This window comes from Acidisoma sp. L85, from assembly GCF_009765865.1.
GTDB lineage: Bacteria > Pseudomonadota > Alphaproteobacteria > Acetobacterales > Acetobacteraceae > Acidisoma.
Map to the genome: position 1 here is coordinate 285,239 of NZ_LMUQ01000026.1, position 17,181 is coordinate 302,419.

At 64.6% G+C, this 17,181-nt stretch carries 17 protein-coding genes and 1 tRNA gene; 9 read left to right on the forward strand and 9 right to left on the reverse strand.

The annotated features are described in order from the left end of the window. Positions 1 to 65 precede the first annotated feature (65 nt). Together GSQ83_RS07250 and rfaE1 are read right to left on the reverse strand one after the other, a co-directional pair. Positions 66 to 2,228, reverse strand: a complete 2,163-nt coding sequence (locus tag GSQ83_RS07250; RefSeq protein ID WP_158802209.1) for a malate synthase G — start codon at positions 2,226 to 2,228, stop codon at positions 66 to 68. Continuing rightward, positions 2,215 to 3,738 carry a D-glycero-beta-D-manno-heptose-7-phosphate kinase gene (gene rfaE1, locus GSQ83_RS07255; RefSeq protein ID WP_158802210.1) on the reverse strand — a complete coding sequence of 508 codons (1,524 nt, stop codon included), beginning with the start codon at positions 3,736 to 3,738 and terminating at the stop codon, positions 2,215 to 2,217. Before rfaE1 ends, GSQ83_RS07250 begins: the two co-directional genes overlap by 14 nt. A gap of 112 nt (positions 3,739 to 3,850) precedes the next feature. Between rfaE1 and GSQ83_RS07260 the strand changes: the two genes are divergently transcribed. Next, positions 3,851 to 3,924, forward strand: a tRNA-Gln gene (locus tag GSQ83_RS07260). A gap of 85 nt (positions 3,925 to 4,009) precedes the next feature. Here the strand turns inward: GSQ83_RS07260 and GSQ83_RS07265 are convergent. Further along, positions 4,010 to 4,396 carry a hypothetical protein gene (locus GSQ83_RS07265; RefSeq protein ID WP_158802211.1) on the reverse strand — a complete coding sequence of 129 codons (387 nt, stop codon included), beginning with the start codon at positions 4,394 to 4,396 and terminating at the stop codon, positions 4,010 to 4,012. A gap of 205 nt (positions 4,397 to 4,601) precedes the next feature. Here GSQ83_RS07265 and GSQ83_RS07270 point away from each other — a divergent pair, with 205 nt between their 5' ends. Beyond that, a complete protein-coding gene (locus tag GSQ83_RS07270; protein WP_158802212.1) occupies positions 4,602 to 4,910 on the forward strand; it encodes a putative quinol monooxygenase in 309 nt (102 codons plus the stop codon). Positions 4,911 to 4,972: 62 nt separating this feature from the next. Here GSQ83_RS07270 and GSQ83_RS07275 read toward each other — a convergent pair whose 3' ends face one another. After that, a complete protein-coding gene (locus GSQ83_RS07275) occupies positions 4,973 to 5,341 on the reverse strand; it encodes a nuclear transport factor 2 family protein (RefSeq protein ID WP_158802213.1) in 369 nt (122 codons plus the stop codon). Positions 5,342 to 5,549: 208 nt separating this feature from the next. Here GSQ83_RS07275 and GSQ83_RS07280 point away from each other — a divergent pair, with 208 nt between their 5' ends. Beyond that, positions 5,550 to 5,774, forward strand: a complete 225-nt coding sequence (locus GSQ83_RS07280) for a hypothetical protein (RefSeq protein WP_158802214.1) — start codon at positions 5,550 to 5,552, stop codon at positions 5,772 to 5,774. Between the two features lie 39 nt (positions 5,775 to 5,813). On the opposite strand, the gene GSQ83_RS29790 is transcribed toward GSQ83_RS07280, so the two are convergent. Next, positions 5,814 to 6,470, reverse strand: coding sequence for a glycine zipper family protein (locus GSQ83_RS29790; protein WP_158802215.1), 657 nt, complete (start codon positions 6,468 to 6,470; stop codon positions 5,814 to 5,816). Between the two features lie 306 nt (positions 6,471 to 6,776). Between GSQ83_RS29790 and GSQ83_RS07290 the strand changes: the two genes are divergently transcribed. Together GSQ83_RS07290 and GSQ83_RS07295 are read left to right on the forward strand one after the other, a co-directional pair. After that, positions 6,777 to 7,184: a hypothetical protein gene (locus tag GSQ83_RS07290; protein ID WP_158802216.1), complete on the forward strand. Its 408-nt coding sequence runs from the start codon at positions 6,777 to 6,779 to the stop codon at positions 7,182 to 7,184. A gap of 120 nt (positions 7,185 to 7,304) precedes the next feature. Next, positions 7,305 to 8,756, forward strand: coding sequence for an AMP nucleosidase (locus GSQ83_RS07295; protein WP_158802217.1), 1,452 nt, complete (start codon positions 7,305 to 7,307; stop codon positions 8,754 to 8,756). A 190-nt stretch (positions 8,757 to 8,946) separates the two neighbouring features. Here the strand turns inward: GSQ83_RS07295 and GSQ83_RS07300 are convergent, their stop codons facing one another. The 4 genes from GSQ83_RS07300 to GSQ83_RS07315 form a co-directional block, all read right to left on the reverse strand. Then, on the reverse strand, positions 8,947 to 9,531 hold the full coding sequence (locus tag GSQ83_RS07300; RefSeq protein WP_254065543.1) for a type II CAAX prenyl endopeptidase Rce1 family protein: 585 nt from the start codon (positions 9,529 to 9,531) through the stop codon (positions 8,947 to 8,949). Between the two features lie 95 nt (positions 9,532 to 9,626). Then, complete coding sequence (locus GSQ83_RS07305) at positions 9,627 to 9,863, reverse strand: CsbD family protein (RefSeq protein WP_158802219.1); 237 nt, start codon at positions 9,861 to 9,863, stop codon at positions 9,627 to 9,629. An 80-nt stretch (positions 9,864 to 9,943) separates the two neighbouring features. After that, a complete protein-coding gene (locus GSQ83_RS07310; protein ID WP_254065544.1) occupies positions 9,944 to 11,404 on the reverse strand; it encodes a deoxyribodipyrimidine photo-lyase in 1,461 nt (486 codons plus the stop codon). 186 nt (positions 11,405 to 11,590) lie between these two features. Next, positions 11,591 to 12,883 carry a PA0069 family radical SAM protein gene (locus GSQ83_RS07315; RefSeq protein ID WP_254065545.1) on the reverse strand — a complete coding sequence of 431 codons (1,293 nt, stop codon included), beginning with the start codon at positions 12,881 to 12,883 and terminating at the stop codon, positions 11,591 to 11,593. Positions 12,884 to 13,215: 332 nt separating this feature from the next. On the opposite strand from GSQ83_RS07315, the gene GSQ83_RS07320 reads away from it, so the two are divergent. Genes GSQ83_RS07320 through GSQ83_RS07335 form a run of 4 tightly spaced genes read left to right on the forward strand, consistent with a single transcriptional unit; the run spans position 13,216 to position 17,178 of the window. Beyond that, entirely contained in the window at positions 13,216 to 14,358 is a 1,143-nt protein-coding gene (locus tag GSQ83_RS07320) for an ABC transporter substrate-binding protein (protein ID WP_254065546.1), read from the forward strand. A 52-nt stretch (positions 14,359 to 14,410) separates the two neighbouring features. Beyond that, positions 14,411 to 15,262 (forward strand): ABC transporter permease subunit, encoded by an 852-nt coding sequence (locus GSQ83_RS07325; protein ID WP_158802220.1) that lies wholly within the window; start codon positions 14,411 to 14,413, stop codon positions 15,260 to 15,262. A 1-nt stretch (position 15,263) separates the two neighbouring features. Next, on the forward strand, positions 15,264 to 16,061 hold the full coding sequence (locus GSQ83_RS07330; RefSeq protein WP_158802221.1) for an ABC transporter permease: 798 nt from the start codon (positions 15,264 to 15,266) through the stop codon (positions 16,059 to 16,061). A gap of 34 nt (positions 16,062 to 16,095) precedes the next feature. Then, positions 16,096 to 17,178 carry an ABC transporter ATP-binding protein gene (locus GSQ83_RS07335; RefSeq protein ID WP_158802222.1) on the forward strand — a complete coding sequence of 361 codons (1,083 nt, stop codon included), beginning with the start codon at positions 16,096 to 16,098 and terminating at the stop codon, positions 17,176 to 17,178. Positions 17,179 to 17,181 lie beyond the last annotated feature (3 nt).

The window sequence follows — 17,181 nt, forward strand, 5'->3', positions numbered from 1 at the left end:
GCCAATCCCTTTCGGGGCGCCCTCGCCCCTTCTCTCCGGTGGAAGCGCGGTACGCGGGTGAGTGTTCAGGCGAGCTTGGCGCGACGCCGCCAGCTATGGAGGATGAACTCCGTATAGCCATTGGGCTGCGCGCGACCTTTCAGCACCAGGTCACAGGCCGCGCGGAAAGCCGGGCTGTCATAGTCCGGCGCCATGGGATGATAGTTGGCGTCGCCAGCATTCTGCCGGTCCACCACCAGCGCCATCCGGTGCAAGGTCTCCTTCACCTGCGCGCGTGACGTGACACCATGAAGCAGCCAATTGGCGATATGCTGGCTCGAGATCCGCAAGGTCGCGCGATCCTCCATCAGCCCGACATCGTGGATATCCGGCACCTTGGAGCAGCCAATCCCCTGCTCGACCCAGCGCACCACATAACCGAGAATGCTCTGGCAGTTATTGTCGAGTTCCTGCTGCACATCCTCCGCCGACCAGTTCTCGCCGTCGGAAAGCGGCGGCGTCAGCAGTTCGTCCAAGGAAGCGCGCGGACGGCTTGCGAGAGCGTGCTGCCGTGCCGCCACATCGACTGCGTGATAATGCAGCGCATGGAGGGTCGCGGCGGTGGGGGAAGGTACCCAGGCGGTTGTGGCACCGGCATTGGGATGGCCGATCTTCTGCTCCAGCATCTCGGCCATACGGTCTGGCGCGGCCCACATGCCTTTGCCGATCTGCGCGCGTCCCGGCAGCCCGCAGGCGAGGCCAATATCGACGTTGCGATCCTCGTAAGCCTTGATCCAGACAGTGGATTTGATGGCGTTCTTGCGCACCACCGGCCCGGCCTCGATCGCGGTATGGATCTCGTCACCGGTACGGTCGAGGAAGCCGGTATTGATGAAGAACACGCGATGCTTCGCGGCGTGAATGCAGGCGGCGAGATTGACGCTTGTCCGCCGCTCCTCGTCCATGATGCCGATCTTCATGGTATGGCGCGGAAGGCCGAGCAGATCCTCGATGCGGCCGAAGACCTCATTCGCGAAAGCGACTTCCTCCGGCCCATGCATCTTGGGCTTCACAACATAGATCGAGCCCTCGCGGCTGTTGCGCAGCCCGCTCCGCCCCTTGAGATCATGCATCGCAATGAGCGCGGTGACCGCGCCATCTAGCAAATTCTCCGGGATGTCCTTGCCCTCGGCATCGAGCACCGCATCCGTTATCATGTGATGCCCAACATTGCGCACCAGCATGAGGCTGCGGCCTGGCAGCACAACTTCGCCGCCAGCCGGCGCCCTGTATATGCGATCGGGTTCGAGCCGGCGTTCGACCGTATGGCCGCCCTTCTCGAAGCTTGCGGTAAGCGTGCCCCGCATCAGACCAAGCCAGTTGCGGTAGACGAGGATCTTGTCCTCGGCATCGACCGCGGCGACGCTGTCCTCGCAATCCATGATGGTGGAAATCGCGGATTCCAAAACGACATCAGCGATGCCCGCCGCATCGCCCTTGCCGATCGGATGCGCGCTGTCGATCAGCAGCTCCACATGCAGCCCATGGTTGCGCAGCAGGATCGCGCTTGGCTTCGCGGCATCTCCGCGATAGCCGGCGAAGCCTGCAGGGTCACGCAGCCCGGTTTCCGTGCCATTCGCTAGCGCCACTTTCAGCGCACCGTCAGACACCGCATAGCCAGTCGCATCCGCATGCGAGCCGATGGCGAGCGGCGCCGCCTCATCGAGCAAGGCGCGCGCTTTGCGGATCACGAGCGCCGCACGTTCAGGGTTGAGGCCGCGTCCACGCTGCGCGCCGCCTTCCTCCGGAATCGCATCGGTGCCGTAAAGCGCGTCGTAGAGGCTGCCCCACCGCGCGTTGGCGGCGTTGAGCGCATAGCGTGCGTTGGTGATGGGCACGACAAGCTGCGGCCCCGCCACTGAAGCAATCTCCAGATCCACGTTGGTCGTCTGGATCGTGAACGGCGCAGGGTCAGGCATCAGGTAGCCGATGCTCTCCAGAAACGCACGGTAGGCGGCGGGGTCGCTCGGCCGCCCGGGATGGCGGCTGTGCCAGGCGTCGATCTCGGTTTGCAGCGCGTCGCGGCGTCGCAGCAGCGCATGGTTGCGTGGCGCGAGATCATGAACCAGGGCGCCGAAGCCAGACCAGAACGCCTCCGGAGAGACGCCGGTTCCCGGCACAACCTCCTCCCTCACAAAGTCATGGAGGGCGGTGACGACCGACAGGCCGCCGATCTCAATTCGCTCCATCGACCTTCTCCTCATTCAGTTTCGTCGAGCCGCCATTGCCGAAACCTGCCGCCGTCGGCAGCAACTCCGCCAGCAGGACGGTGCCGCCCCAGCCGCGCACCATCTCCGCGCCCACGACATCCGCCGCATGATTGGATCCCTTGACCAGGAGATCCGGGTGCAGGGTATTGATCAGGGAAATAGGTGTCGTCTCGTCGAAGAAACAGACCAAATCGACCGAGGAAAGGCAGGCTAGGTTCGCGGCGCGCTCGGCCTGCGGTCGCGGTCGCTGAGGTTGCCGGCCGCCATTAACGATTTTCGCGATGCTCGCATCGCTATTGACCGCCACGATCAGCCGGTCGCAGCCCGCGCGCGCCTGTTCCAGCAGGTGAAGATGACCAGAATGCAGCGTGTCGAAACGCCCATTGGTGAAGCCGATGCGCCAGCCTCGCCGGCGCCAGCGCTCGGCCTGTTCCACAGCCGCCGCAAGGGTCACGATCTTGGCGCGATTGCCATCGAAGGGGGAGAGCCGCGCGATGATATCGTCCTGCCGCGCGACGGCCGTTCCCACCTTCCCGACCACGATTCCCGCCGCGACATTGGCGAGCCGTGCCGCCTCATGCAGCGGCAGCTTGGCGGCAAGCCCAGCGGCGAGAGTCGCGGCCACCGTGTCGCCAGCTCCAGCGACGTCATGCACCTCCAGCGCCTCGGCGGGGAAATGCCAGGTCTCAGTCTCGGTGATGAGGCTGAGACCATGCTCGGACCGCGTCACCAGCACCGCGCGGAAGCCCAGCCGGTGACGCAGAGCCTGGGCGGCGATGACGATCTCCTCATCGCTGTCGACCGGCAGGCCGGTTACGGCCGCAAGCTCTCGGCGGTTGGGCATGATGACATCGGCGCCGGCGTAGTCCTCGTATTGGTTGCCGCGCGGATCGACGAGAACCGGCCGGCCCGCTGCCCGCGCCGCCGCGATCAGCTTGCCCGCGATCCCGGCGCCAAGCACGCCCTTGCTGTAATCGGAGAGGATGGTGACCGTGGTCGCTGCGATGGAATCGCAGGCGATGCGGAGAAGCCGCTCCCCGAGTTTCGGGTGCAGCGGAGCCGGATCCTCACTATCGGCGCGCAGCAGATGCTGGCCACGCGCCACGAAGCGGGTCTTCACCGTGGTGACGCGGCCGCCCTGGACCAGCAGCCAGGGCTCGACGCCCGCCTGCCTCCCGATCAGCGCGGTGAGGTCAGATCCCGCAGCATCATCGCCCACCACCGACACGAAGGCGGCGCTGACGCCAAGAGCGGTGACGTTGCGCAGCACGTTGGCGGCGCCGCCGGGCACCGACATTTCGCGCTGCACGCCCAGCACGGGCACTGGCGCCTCGGGGCTGATGCGGGTGACCTCGCCGTAGTAGTAGCGATCCAGCATGGCGTCGCCAACCACGAGAACGGAGCCGCGGCCGAGCCAGCGGGCGGCCTCGGCGAGATCCTGGGGCGGGTTATCGGTCGGAGCTGGTGTCGCGGAAGAGTCGTTGGACATCGGCTTCCAGATAGCCGCTCTGGCCGGTCCCTGGTAGTGGCAGGCTACAGGGCGCCTGGGAGGATGGTTGATCCCCTGGGATCGTCGTGGTAATCCGCGCCCCCTGTCCCGGTGGGGGATAGTTTAGCGGTAGAACTCCCGGCTCTGACCCGGGCAGCCTTGGTTCGAATCCAGGTCCCCCAGCCAGTCCAATGAATTCGGTCGTCAGCCGCTTAACCCAAGGTCGTTGTTAACCCGAGGTGCTTGCGGAGATCTTCCCCCGTCACTCGCCTCAGCTCGCTGGCCCGACGACTGCGGTCACCGCGATCACGTAGAGGCTGCTCGGATAGGTGCGGCAGAACTTCGCCACCTTGTCCATCGCGTCTTCCATCGTCACCGTATAGGCCTTGTTGAGCAGGAGGCTGGTGATCGTTAGTGAGCCGGCCATGAAGGCGTAATAGCCCTCATATTGGAGGTCTTTGACCTCCGGCGGCTTGCCGGGCTGGTTCGAGCCCGCCGTCTGCGCATCGTTGTGCTGCCGCGCCACGAGAAACTCGGAACAAGGACTCTTGCCAAAGCCATAGACCGCGAATGTTCCGGGCGCGTTCCGCTTCGCAAGGGCGGGCGATGTGGACAGACCTGCCGCGACGAGCGCGAACGCCAGAATCCTCAGCTTCATTCCGACACCTCAAAGTGGTTCAGACGGCTTTGGCAAGCGACCGGCCGGGATCGCAGCTTACGCTCATGGTCTTTGAGCGATCTAGTGCCACGGAACTGCCGCCGGCGAGACGGCGATCTCCCTTCGGCGAACCCGCTTCGTGACTCGGGCCGTGGTGGTGGTAGTCTCCCTCGCCTGTAAGAGCATCCAACGAGGGAACGAGACCTTGATCCATGTTGTCGCGATCATCACCACGAAACCCGGCCAGCGCGGGACGGTGTTCTCATCCTTCCGGGACATTATTCTCGAGGTCCGCCGGGAAGAAGGCTGTGTCGAATATCGCGCCACTGTGGATATCGAGGGCGGCCCCGAGACCTGGGCGAAGTTCGGCCCCGACACCTTCGTCGTGATCGAGAAATGGGAGAGCAAAGAGGCACTCGAGGCTCATAGCGCTTCGGCCCACATGGTGGCCTATGCGGCGCGGGTTAAGGACCTCATCGCATCCCGAGCCATCCACGTTCTCGAACCGCTCTGAGCCGCCCAGAAACACAGGAGAACCCGCGGCACATGCGGGTCAGCGCCATCACCCTCGCGGCCTCACGCGATGGCTGAGCAATGTGCCGCGGCGAGCATGCATCGGCCCTCCCGATGCTCCCAAATACGCGTATAGGCATACCGTCCCTCGAAGGCCGTGCCGTCCAGCTTGCCGCCGACAGTGGCGGTCACCGTAACCACCGCGCAACTCCCCATCAGCCTCGTTTCGAAATCCTCGATCGTCATGCTGCGGATCCGCAGCGAGCCGGACGAATGCGCGATCAAGCTGTCGATCTTGTTGAGGCGTTGCCCCGTCTGATCGGTAAAGACGAGTGCTGGACTGAGAAGATCGCCAATCGCCTTGACGTCGTTTGCGAGAACAGCCCGCCGCAAACGTTCTTCCGCATCGTCGATTAGCGTGGTTGTCACCATTAGCCCCGCTCCTTGCGCGTCCGGGACCGGGCTACAAAACGGCACTAACTCCGCTCCGGTCCGGCCCTCGGCGTGACAATCTTAAGGGTCTCGCGCCGCTTGCCCAAGCGCTCCCAGCGCTTGCCTCATGCGACCGTCGCAGACCTCTTCTCACTCAGCGTCTGACCGCCCACGGATAAGGCAGGGCTAGATTCGTTCTAAAACAGTAATGTATGATTTCGCCGGGCATGAGGTAGGCGCGGCGGTGTTGGTGGTCGGAATTTTACGGGCGGCGGTCTTCATCCCATTGCCTGACTCCCCAGGGTTTTTGGACCCGCTGGAAGCACGAGCCTGGGCGCGCGCCTATCTGAGAGATCATCCCGATCTTCTTCAGCCTGGTTTGGACGCGCTCACCTGGCGCGCCATGGAGGTTCCGGACGAGGACGCCCGGTGACTTCATCGGGGCGTCGACGATGGAATGGGGCGCCGGCGGCTATTTCACCCACGGTCCGCCATGCGGATATCCGCCGCCATGCCAGCCCCCGTGGTAACCGCCGTGCCAATAGCCGCCACGGTAGCCGTAGCGGGGGTAGACACGATGGTTGAAAAACCCGAACGCGCAAACCGGCCCACCAAAATAGCCATAGGGGCCATAGCCGAAGCCAGCATAGGGGTCGGCGTAGAAGCCGGATCCCGTATCGGCATAGATGGGATAGGCCTCGAGCTTGTTGCCGTTCGCGGCCATGCATTGGATATACGAGGCGTCATAGACCCGCTGCAGGCTCGCACCCGAATAGGCGCCGTTCGTCGCCCCGGTCGCGGCACCCAGCACGAGCCCCGTCCCAGCACCGACGGCTGCTCCGGCGCCCGCATTCCCGGCGGCGGCACCGATCGCCGCTCCAGCCGCCGCGCCGACCGCAGTTCCAACCGCGGCGCCCGCGACACCGCTCGACCTCGCCGCCTGGTTCGGCGAGGTGGGTCCGGTCTGCGCTTGTGCATAGTCACGGCAACCCGCGTCATCGGCCTGGAATTGCGGTAAGGTCTTGTTGGGCCCAGGAACTTCGAGCACCGTTGGGCCATCGGGAGGCGCCGCGCATGCGCTCAGCCCTAAGATGCTCGTCAACGCCAAAGCGACTCCGCACCGCATCATGACTTGCTCCTTGCCGCCGCCCGGTTTCCCGGCGACTCCTCAAGGCTGAAAACACCCGCGCTGGGGCTTTCTATTCATCTCTTCGATCCGTGGACCGGGCATAGCTGTCAGGCGAGAGGCACCTTAGCTCACATAGCAGCCGGATAGGTGGAAAGCCCTGTCCCGCGCTCCCCGTCGCAGTTCAAGCGAGAGTGTTTTCGGTGCGCCTTAGCAACGTTTTGTGCTATCGAACTGCTGGCACGGACGCCCCCGCCTCTCGCAGCCTCCCGCCCGTCGTGACCAAGCCCAACAAAGAGTAGCAAGCTCGTGCCCCGAGATCGCCGCCCCAGCGCCGAACCAGATTATGCGCAGCTTTGGTTCAAGGGCCGGGCCATCTCCTTGCTCACCACGATTGGCGCGCGGGTCTTCGTCGGACTTGTCTTAGTGATCGCCGTCATCGCGGACCGCGTGAGCGACCGCGGCGGCGAAACCGTCATATTGGTGATGCTCTGCGCCCCTTGGGCGCTTGTCGCGATCTTGCTGCCCATTGCGATCTATCGGGCTTTCGTCCCGAAAATGACCCCTCACGAACGCTGGCTCGCCCGCAAGGCCGCCGAACCATGGCCGGATCCGACACCCTGGAAGGCGAAGAACCCTCTCGATTTGGGGCCGTATCGCGTTCCCCAGACCCCGGACGGGACAAAACGCGCGAAACGCATCGAACCGCGCTTCTAACGGAAGCTCAAAGCCGCATCTCGAAAGCCACCATTCGCCGGGGGTAGCGTCGCACCGGCGTCTCGTCTACCCGGAGCCCTGCGGAGGCGTCAGCCGCCCGCGAGGTCAGGAGGCGGCGAGATGGGCGGCATTTCCCCGAGCCAAGCGGTAGCGCGGCTCGAATTCAACTACGAGCGGGCCTGCAACGCCCTGCGCGACGCGCTCTCGCGCTACGTCAATACCGGCGTCGCACCGACCGCCGCCGACCGCCGCGCCTTCCGCTACCCGCAACTCGGCGTATCCTGGCAGCCGAAGGGCGCCATCCGCTACACCACCCGCGCCTGGGCCAAGCTGCAAACCCCCGGCGACTATGCGACCACCATCACCCAGCCGAGCTTCTTCCGCGCCTATCTCCTTGAACAGCTCGAACCCCTAGTGGAGGAATTCGGCGCCACGCTGTCCGTCGGCGTCAGCGACCTCGAAATCCCCTATCCCTACGTCACCGAGGTCGGCGACGAATTCGTGCGTGGCGAGGTGCAGGTCGATGACCTCGCGCGTGTCTTCCCAACGCCGATGCTCTCATCGGTGGGAGACGAGGTGGCGGATGGCTTGTGGCAATTCCATGCCGACCGGCCCCGCCCTCTCGCTTTGTTCGATGCGGTGCGGACGGACTTCTCTCTCAAGCGCCTCACTCATTACACCGGCCTGGATTGGCGGCGGCTTCAGCCCTGGATCCTACTCACCAATTACCAGCGCTATGTCGAGGGCTTCGTGCGCCACGCCCTCACCGAGATCGCCCGGCCGGACAGCCCCTATGTCGCGCTCCTCCTGCCGGGCGGCGGCCGCGTGACTCGGGAGACACCGCCGGCGGAAGCGGCGGAAATCGTCGCGGCGAGCCCATGGCAGCGCTTCCAGATGCCGGCCTATAGCTTGGAACGCGAGGACGGCCAGGGTATTACCATCGCCAATATCGGCGTCGGCCCGTCGAACGCGAAGAACATCACCGACCACCTCGCGGTGCTGCGGCCCAATTGCTGGCTCATGATCGGCCATTGCGGCGGTCTGCGGCAGAGCCAGGTCATTGGCGACTATGTGCTCGCCCATGGCTATCTCCGGCGGGACCGCATTCTCGACGATCTGCTGCCGCTGGAAGTCCCGGTGCCCGCGCTGGCCGAGGTCCAGGTCGCGCTGCAGGAAGCGGCGGCACGCGTGACCGGTGAGCGGGGCGAAGCGCTCAAGCGACGGCTGCGCACTGGCACTGTCGTAAGTTATGACGACCGCAATTGGGAACTGCGCTGGAGCCAGGAGCGGCGGCGCATCAATCTCAGCCGTGCGATCGCGGTGGATATGGAAAGCGGCACCTTGGCGGCGCAGGGCTATCGGCTGCGCGTCCCGTACGGCACACTGCTCTGCGTCTCCGACAAACCGCTGCATGGAGAGATCAAACTGCCGGGCGCTGCCACCGCATTTTATCAGCGCGCTGTCGGTGAGCATCTCGCGATTGGCTTGGAGACTATCGAGCTGCTGCGCGGTCAGGTTCACTCGCTGCATTCGCGCAAGCTGCGTGCTTTCGACGAGCCGGTGTTCCGCTAAAGCGTGTTTGCCCATGATTGAACCGCGACCCGCCTATCCGTCATGGCACGCGAAGGCGTGCGGGGCACCCCGTGCCATCCACGCCTTGCTTGTCGAGAAAGGAAGGCGTGGATGCTCGCCTTCGCCGAGCATGACGACGGTGGAATGAAAACGGTTTGAACCGAAGACATCCTGCTGCACACCCCATGCCTCAGTGGTGCCAAGCGGCGCTCGTGTAGAAAACGCGGCCGAGGCCAATGGTGAATATGAGGCAGCCGGAAAGGCTGTGCGCCAGGCACGCTAGTTTGAGCGAGCGGTGGCGGCCGTAGTCGCGCGCGAAAAGGAAGCCGCCAGCCGCAGTCATCGCGATCGCGATCCAGTTTAGGAAGATGACATGCGCGAAGCCGAAGGTGATCGCGCTCGCCAGCACCCGCCTCGCATTTGTCGGAAGAATAGCCGCGTACCGCATGAAGAGCAGTGCGCGATACAGCACCTCCTGTGGCCAGACTGATAAGACCGGGTAGAGCACCATGATGATCGCCCAAAACAACGGTCGCTCGCGCGGCAGGCTGAGGAACCTCTGGGGCCAAAGAAGCCATGTTGCGCCGGTAATAATGTGTGCCAGCACGGCGAAGCGGAGGAGCACTGCGCGGATCTCGGCGCGACTGTCCTTCGGAACCGGCTGGACGCCTCGGGTGGCGACGTAGGCGATCAGCGCGCTCACCCACAAGACTAGGAACAAGACACCGGGCAAGCGAACCAAAAGCACATACAAAGGGCCTCCGCCATAGATCAACGCGAACTCCGCGATGAGCCATAGTCGGAAGCCCCTGCCTGAAGTGGCACCCTTCGCCGCCGCCATGTCAGGCGGCGAAGGGTGTTTTTAGCCGCCTAGAGAAGGCGCAGGCGGCCAATCAGGTAGCCGACGCCGATCAGCACGAGTGCCGCTACCAGCGGCTGGTCGCGGATCATGTCGGCAGCGTCACCCATCACATCCTCGGCCTGGCCGCGTGCCTGGTTGACCTTGCCGCGCACTTGCGTCCGTGCGTCGCCGGCGAAATCGCCGACTGCTTCCTGCACCTTACCCGCCGCGTCGCGCGCCGCGCCGGTGAACCTGTTCTCGCTCATGCGTGGTCTCCCTTTAACCTGCGCCACATCTGGGAGGCCGTTCACGCTTCGCAACCGCCCGCCGCGCGTCTGTGAACGACTCAAGCGGCCTTTCTTGTGATGGCGCGCAGTGCCGCCAGGGCGCGCGCCCGCCCCTCGGACAGATCGACCTGAGGACGCGGGTAGGTTTCGCCCAGCTTCACGCCAGCGGCCTCCAGCGCCTTCACGGGCGCCGACCACGGTTCGTGGATATACCGACTCTCCAGCTTCGCGAGTTCGGGCACCCAGTGCCGGACGTAAGTGCCCTCGGGATCGAATTTCTGGCCTTGCAACACCGGATTGAAAATGCGGAAGAACGGCGCCGCATCGGCCCCGCAGCCGGCAACCCACTGCCAGTTGACGGCGTTGTTCGCGAGATCCGCATCCACCAGTGTATCCCAGAACCATGCCTCGCCCTCCTCCCAAGGCAGCAGAAGGTGCTTGACCAGGAAGGACGCCGTGATCATGCGGACGCGGTTATGCATCCAGCCGATCGACCAGAGCTGACGCATCCCGGCATCGACGATCGGCACCCCGGTCTTGCCCTTCTGCCACGCCCGGAGTTGGCCCGGATCATGCCGGCGCTCGAATTTCTTGAACTCCGCCCGCAGGGGCGCATCGGGGGTTTCCGGATGGTGCCACAGCACATGGGCCGTGAATTCGCGCCAGACGAGTTCGCGCCGATAGGCTTCGGCGCCAGCCCCATGCGGCTGCGGTGCTTGCGCCACGGCGTGCCAAAGCTGGACCGGCGAGATCTCGCCCCAATGCAGATGCGGCGACATCGAGGAACTGCCATCACTCGGGATATCGTTCCGCCCCGTCGCGTAACCCGCGAGACCATCGTTCATGAAGGCTTGAGCGCGTCGCTTGGCGCCTGCCTCGCCTGGCTCCCAGCGGCGCGAAAACGCCGCATCCCAGGGGACGGCGGGCAGCAGCCGCCAAGCATCGAGCCGGTCGGGCGTCGAGAGCTTCGCACCTTTGAGGCGCCGAGGCGCCAGGACCGGCTCGGGGACATGCGTGGCCTTGGCGAAGGCGCGCGCAAAGGGCGTGAAGACTGTGAAGGGCTTGCCGGCTTGCGTCCGTACGGCGTCGGGATCGTGCAGCAGGCTCGTGCGATGCTGGACGAGCCGCCGCCCCTCCGCCGCGAGACCAGCCCCGACCTCGGCATCATCCGCCTTCTCCCAAGGTTCGGGCATGATCCCGGTATGGACCTCGGCGGCGTCGACCTCGCGGGCGAGCGTGAGAATTGTGCTGACGCGCGGACCGCGCCGCAGCAGCAGATCGGCACCTCGGGCGCGCAGGCCTTCCGCCAACCGTTCCAGGCTATGATGCAGCCACCACTGCGAGGCGGCACCGGCCTTCCAGCCACCCGGCCCCTCATCATCGAGCACGAAGACCGGCAAAACGAAGCCATGGGCCTTGGCCGCCGCGCGCAGCGGCGCATGGTCGTTCACGCGAAGGTCCCGCCGATACCACACGATGGCGGGACCGGACGCCGCACTCACACCAGGTTGTCTCGCCAATCCGCCCGCTCCTCACTCGACGCAACGCATATGGGCGCTAATACCTGAGCGAGAAGCGAGATCGTCCGCCTTATCGGTGACATTGATTTATCGAGCTGAGATTTATCAAGCTGGCGGCGACTGGCCCCTCCCAGCAGCATAGTGAAAGAATTAGCATTCGAAGTAACGCGCCTCAGCAGCGAAACTTCAGGATCCGGCCATCGCCAGCCCGTCGAATAGCGACATCTGCTTGTTGCCCGTTGCCGATACCGTCTCCGGCACTCGAAATTGGCTGGTGTCCAGCGGACCCATTCCAGCGTCCAGGCCATTCTGCCGCACCGCACGCTCGAACCGGCGGCCAATGAGTTCCGCATATGGACCGGTGCCGGTGAAGCGATGCCCGAAACGTGAGTCATTGAGGTCGCCCCCGCGCATCTGCCGCACCAAGCTCAGCACATGGTTAGCGCGGTCAGGCATATGCTCACGCAGCCAGGCCTCAAAGATCTCGCGGAGTTCCAGCGGCAGCCGCAGCAGCGTGAAGCCGGCCCGCTTGGCGCCCGCTTTCGCGGAAGCCGCAAGGATCTGCTCCAGCTCCGCATCGTTCAGCCCTGGAATCATCGGCGCCGCCAGCACACCGACTGGCACCCCGGCCTCGGCCAATGCCGCGACGGCCCTTAGCCTAAGGCTGGGCGCCGAAGCGCGCGGTTCCATGCGGCGCGCCAATTCCCCATCCAGCGTCGTGATGGAAATGAAAACGCGTATCAGCCCGAGCGCCGCGAACTCCTTCAGCAGGTCGAGATCCTGCACGATGCTCGCTGACTTGGTGACGATGCTGACAGGGTGCCGAAACCGCAGCAGCACCTCCAGAGCCGCGCGTGTCAGCTTGAGCTTTCGCTCGATTGGCTGGTACGGATCGGTGTTCGAGCCGAGCGTGATCGGCTTCGCGGTATAGCGCGGCCGCCGCAATTCCTTGTCCAGCAGCGCTGCGACATCCGGCTTGAAGACAAGCTTGGTCTCGAAATCCAGGCCAGGCGAATAGCCGAGATAGGCGTGGGTCGGACGCGCGAAGCAGTAGACGCAGCCGTGCTCGCAGCCGCGATACGGGTTGATGGATCGGTCAAAGCCAATATCGGGACTGTCGTTTCGCGCGATGACTGTGCGCGACGCGTCGCGAATGAGCGTGGTCTCGAGCGGCGGTAGAGCGGCGAAGCAATCCTCCAGCGAACCCCAGCCGTCGTCATAGGGCGTGGCGGAAGCGCTTTCGAAGCGCACACCCGGATTGGTCGTGGCGCCACGTCCCTTCCTTGCCAGGCTAGGCGCGGCGGCGACTGGCTCCTCCTCGACCGCATCGTCCACGGCTGGCGCGACGGTCGGTCGCGGCGCCACGGCGGCACGCCTCGACGGCGCCATAAGCGCCTGGCGAAACACCATCCGGACTTTTCGTTCGGTCTTGCCTGGCACTCCGCCGGTTTCGGTCCCGGCCGCGACTGCTTCGCCCATCTTGCGCCCCGCTTTCTGGCTGAGAACAAGATGGACAGGCGGGGCACCGCCGTCAAGAACGAATAGAGAACATCGGTTTTGCGCCGACAGCGACGGCGGCAAATTCCACCCGAAAGCCCAATGAAACATTGCGTTAAGCAGGTGACGCCGGCCGCACTCCATGCCTAAAGTTCTGATATCGGCCGGCGATGGGCGCCGTTGCGCCCCCTCAACTGTCACAAAAGTGACGTTGTGGCTCGCCATGGCCGCCTGTATCGCCCCTCCGCACCCCATCGTGCGGATTGTCTTCGCGTCTATCCGCCTCTCATCTGACCCTACCCCAGGAGATCCTGATGCCGATCGACCCCCGCCTTCTCGGACGACGCGACTTCGCCAAGCTCGGTTTCGGTGCCGCGGCACTGGCGACGGCCGCGACCATTCCCGGCCTGCGCCACGCCTATGCGGCGGCGATGGATGCCACCAGCGACATGAATGCGCTGATCGCGGCGGCGAAGAAGGAAGGCACGCTCAACGCCATCGCCCTGCCGCGCGACTGGGCGAATTACGGCGCGCTGATGGACACCTTCACCCAGAAATACGGCATCAAGATCAACGACGCGAACCCGGACGGTTCCTCCGCCCAGGAAATGCAGGCGATCCGCAGCCTCAAGGGGCAGGACCGGGCGCCGGATGCCGTCGATGTCGGCCCGTCTTTCACAACCGCGGGCGTGCAGAAAAAGCTTTTCGCACCGTATAAAGTCGCGACCTGGGAGACGATCCCGCACAACATGAAAAGCCCTCAGGGCTATTGGGTCGCTGACTATTTTGGCGTCGTCTCCTTCGCGATCAACAAGAGCGTCGTGAAGAACTCGCCGCAGACCTGGGCGGATCTGAAGAAGCCCGAATATAAGGGCATGATCGCGCTGAACGGCAGCGTGCTCGGCGCCGCCGCGGCCTTCTCGGCGGTCTTCGCGGCCTCGCTCGCCAATGGCGGCACCTACGACAACATCGACCCCGGCATCGCCTTCTTCGCCGACCTCGCCAAGCGCGGCAACCTCAACCCGGCCGCCGCGACCGGTCCCGCGCTGCTGGTCAGTGGCCAGGCACCCATCGTCATCAACTGGGATTACCTGGCGCTCGGCTATCGCGATGCCGCCGTCGGCAAAGCGGTCATCGACGTTGTTGTTCCGAGCGGCGCGCCACCTTATGGCAGCTACTACTGTCAGGCGATCCCGACCGACGCGCCACATCCCAACGTTGCACGCCTGTGGCAGGAATTCCTGTATTCGGATGAGGGACAGCTTCTGTTCCTCGCCGGCTACGCGCATCCCGCGCGCTATGCGGATATTGCCAAGCGGAATCTCGTCCCCGCCGAATTGCAGAAGAAGCTGCCGCCGGCTGGCCCCTATGCCGAGGTGAAGTTCGCGACCCAGGAGCAGATTTCCAAGGCGCAGAAGGAAGTCGCGGCGCAGTGGCCCCGGATGGTCAAGATCTGACGCTCGGCCGCGAGTCTTGAGCCAGGCTCTGTCCACTCACAAACCAAGGCCGATGGGCGCGCGGATTGGCGCGCTCATTCCCTGGCTCTTCGTCGGTCTCTTCCTCGCCTTTGTCTGCGCCTTCCTCATCGCGCCGACTTTGGTGCTCGTCGTGCAGTCGGTCACCGGTGACAACGGTTTCACGCTGTCGTACCTGGCTCAGCTCGGCGACTATCAGTATCGCGTCGCGTTCGAGAATTCCGTGATCCTGTCGGCCGCTTCGGCGGTCGTCGGGTTGATTTTCGGCGGCCTGCTGGCCCATGCCGTGCTGCGGCCGGGCGCGCCCGGTTTCTTGCGTTCAGCTGTGACGAGTTTCTCTGCGGTCGCCGCGAATTTCGCCGGCGTGCCGCTGGCTTTCGCCTTTATCACGACGCTAGGAACATTGGGCTTCGTGACGGTGGCGTTGCGCAGCATCGGCATCGACATCTACAGCCACGGCTTCTCGCTCTATTCGCTGACCGGTCTGACCATCACCTACGCTTATTTCCAAATCCCGCTCATGCTCATCGTCATCATTCCGGCGCTCGAAGGTTTGCGGACGACGTGGCGCGAGGCGGCTGACAATCTCGGCGCGACCGGCGGCCAGTATTGGCGGCTGGTCGGCCTGCCGGTGTTGTTTCCGTCGTTGCTCGCGGCCTTCCTGCTGCTGTTCGGCAATGCCTTCTCGGCCTTCGCCACGCCCTTTGCCCTGACTGACGGCAATATCGCGCTGGTGCCGATCGACATCAGCAATGTGCTCTCGGGCAATGTCATGTCCGATCCGCAAGTGGGTGCCGCGCTCTCCACCGGAATGATCGTGGTGATGATCGTGGTGCTCGCCATCTACGGCCTCATCTCGCGGCGCGCCGCGCGGTGGAGGCGCTAGCATGAGTGCCACACTCTCCCGCAGCGGCGGGCCGCGCGTCGGTCTTGGTAACTGGATCATCATTCTGGCCTGCGGGCTGTTCTTCCTCGTGCCGCTGATCGTGACGGGAATTTTCAGCCTCTGGGAGGGTGGCCACAGCTATGGTGTCTCCTCCTATGTTCTGTTGATCCATAGCAGCGGCTTCTGGCGCAGCCTGTTGCTGTCTCTGCAACTGGCGATCGAGACGATCCTGCTGAGTTTCGTGCTGTTGGTGCCTGCGATGATCTTCGTCCATCTCAAGGCGCCGAAGCTCAAGCCGCTTTTCGAATTTATCGCCACCCTGCCCTTCGTGATCCCGGCCATCGCCCTGATCGCCGGTCTCAGCACGCTCTACACAGGGCCGAACTGGCTGATCGGAACACCGAACTATCTGGTCATCCCATATTTCTTCTTGGCCCTTCCCTATGGCTACCGCTCGATCGATGTCGGACTCAACACGCTGGATGTGAAGACGTTGACCGAAGCAGGGCAGTCGCTCGGTGCTGGCTGGGGGCGCATCATCGTTCTGATCCTGCTGCCCAACATGACCGCCGCGCTGGTTGGCGCCACGCTGCTGACGCTCACCATCGTCATGGGCGAGTTCACCTTCGCCAGCGTGCTGCTGTTCAAGACTTTCGCCGTCTTCATCAACGACACTGGGCAGAACGCCGTGACCGAGGCCGCAGCCCTGTCGCTGTTCAGCTTCGTGCTGACCTGGATCGCCATGCTCGGCGTCATCGTTGCCGGCAAGCGGCAGCGCACCCGCATCGGCGCCCGCTGATGAGACGGCCAACCCCCATCAAGGAGCGCGCCCGATGACCGGGGTTACCCTCACCGCGATCCGCAAAACCTACGGCACGCGCACCGTTCTCGCCGATATCAATATGCAGCTGGACCAGGGCGAGTTGCTCTGCCTGCTTGGCCCCTCCGGCTGCGGCAAAACCACGTTGCTGCGTATTCTGGCGGGGTTTGAGACGCCGGATTCCGGGCAGGTCGTCATCAACGGCCAGGATGTCAGCAGCCTGCCGCCGAACAAGCGGCGGATGGGCATGGTGTTCCAGGCGTACAGCCTCTTCCCCAACCTGACGGCTTTGCAGAACGTCCGCTTCGGCCCGCGCGTTCGCGGCCTCGGCACCACTTCCGAGCAAACGAAAGAGGCGCAGCGGCTGCTCGCGATGGTCGGGCTCGCCGCGCATGTCGATAAGTTCCCGCACCAGCTCTCTGGCGGCCAGCAGCAGCGCGTGGCGCTGGCGCGCGCGCTCGCGGTGCAACCAGACATCCTGCTCCTCGACGAGCCGCTATCGGCGCTGGACGCCAAGGTGCGCGTGCAGCTCCGCTCTGAGATCCGCCGTATCCAGCGCGAGATCGGCATCACCACGGTTTTCGTGACGCATGACCAGGAGGAGGCGCTGTCGATTTCCGACCGCGTCGCCGTGATGAATGAGGGTCACGTGCTGCAGATGGCGGCGCCCGCCGCGATCTATCGCCAGCCCGCAGACGCCTTTGTCGCGCGCTTCATCGGCGCGGGCGGCGTGCTCGCTGGCCGTACCTCTGGAGCAACCGTGCGGATCGGCGAGATTGCTTTGCCGTCCGATGCCGCCGCCGCCATGCCGTCTGGCACCGAGGTCGAGATGTTCCTCCGCCCCGAGCATGTGTCGCTGCATGATGCCCCGGAGGGTGCGCCAGCAGGGTCCGTGGCGGCGGAGGTCGTGGATCTAACGTTCTTCGGCTCGCTCAGCCGCATCAAGCTGGGTCTGACGGGCGCCCCGACCGGTGACGACGCGGGAAGCGGCGAGATTTGGGCCGACCTCTCCAGCGCCGCCGCCGAGCGTTTCGTGCCAGGTACGAAAGTATGGGCATCCTGGCCGTCAGGGGCGCCACGCGTCCTCGCGCGTTAGCGC